Raw genomic sequence first — 755 nt, 5'->3', positions numbered from 1 at the left:
TATCAGACACAGCAAGAGAAAAAATAAAAGAGAGGAAAGAAACAAGGGAGGGGGAAGAAGGAAACACCGTCTGATGAGTGCTTGTGAAAGGGTAAGAACATGAGAAAGGGGAAGGGGGAATAAAGAAAGGGAGAGGGAGGAAGGGGGGAGGGGAGGGGGAAGGAGGGAAGAGGAAGAGGAGAGAGGGGAAAAGAGGGAAGAGGAGGAGAGGAAAGAAGGGGAAAAGAGAAAGGGAGGCAAGAAGAGAGGAAGAAGAGGAGGAGGAAAGAAAAGAGGAGGGGAAAAAGGGAGAGAAGAAAAAGGGGAAAAAAAGGGCGAAACGGGGGAAAAGGGACATAGAAAGGAGGAAAAAGAAAAAAGGAAGAAGGAAAAGGGGGAGGAAGGAAGAAGAGAGGGGAAGAAGAATGCAGAACGTTGCGGGAGGGAACGGGGAAAAAAGAGAAGAAGAAGGAAGAGGAAAGAGAAAAGGAAAAGGGAGGAGGAGGGAAGGAGAAAAAGAGAGGAAAAGAGAAAAAGGGAGAAGAAAGGAAGAAGGAAAGAGAAGAAAAAGGGAGAAAGAGGGGGAAGAGAGGGAAAAAAGGGGCAAGGAAAGAGAGGAGGTATCCAGGGGAAGCTCGTCGGTAAGGGGAGGGGAAAGGAGAGAGGAGGAAAAAGAAAGAGAGGAGAGGTAGAAGAAAGAGGGGAGATTTTCCAAAAGGGAGGGAAAAGAAGAAGAAAGGGGGGGAGAGGAGGGGAGGAAGAGGGAAAGGGAAGAG

At 48.6% G+C, this 755-nt stretch carries 1 protein-coding gene; it reads left to right on the top strand.

All coding sequences use genetic code 11. The features are described 5' to 3' along the window. The first annotated feature begins 404 nt into the window (after positions 1–404). Positions 405–671: a hypothetical protein gene (locus tag E1963_RS23635; RefSeq protein ID WP_132281708.1), complete on the top strand. Its 267-nt coding sequence runs from the start codon at positions 405–407 to the stop codon at positions 669–671. Positions 672–755: the final 84 nt, after the last annotated feature.

The organism is Extibacter muris (assembly GCF_004345005.1).
Lineage (GTDB): Bacteria > Bacillota > Clostridia > Lachnospirales > Lachnospiraceae > Extibacter > Extibacter muris.
Note: the sequence above shows the minus strand (reverse complement) of the source record. Positions and strands in the feature narration are given on the sequence as shown.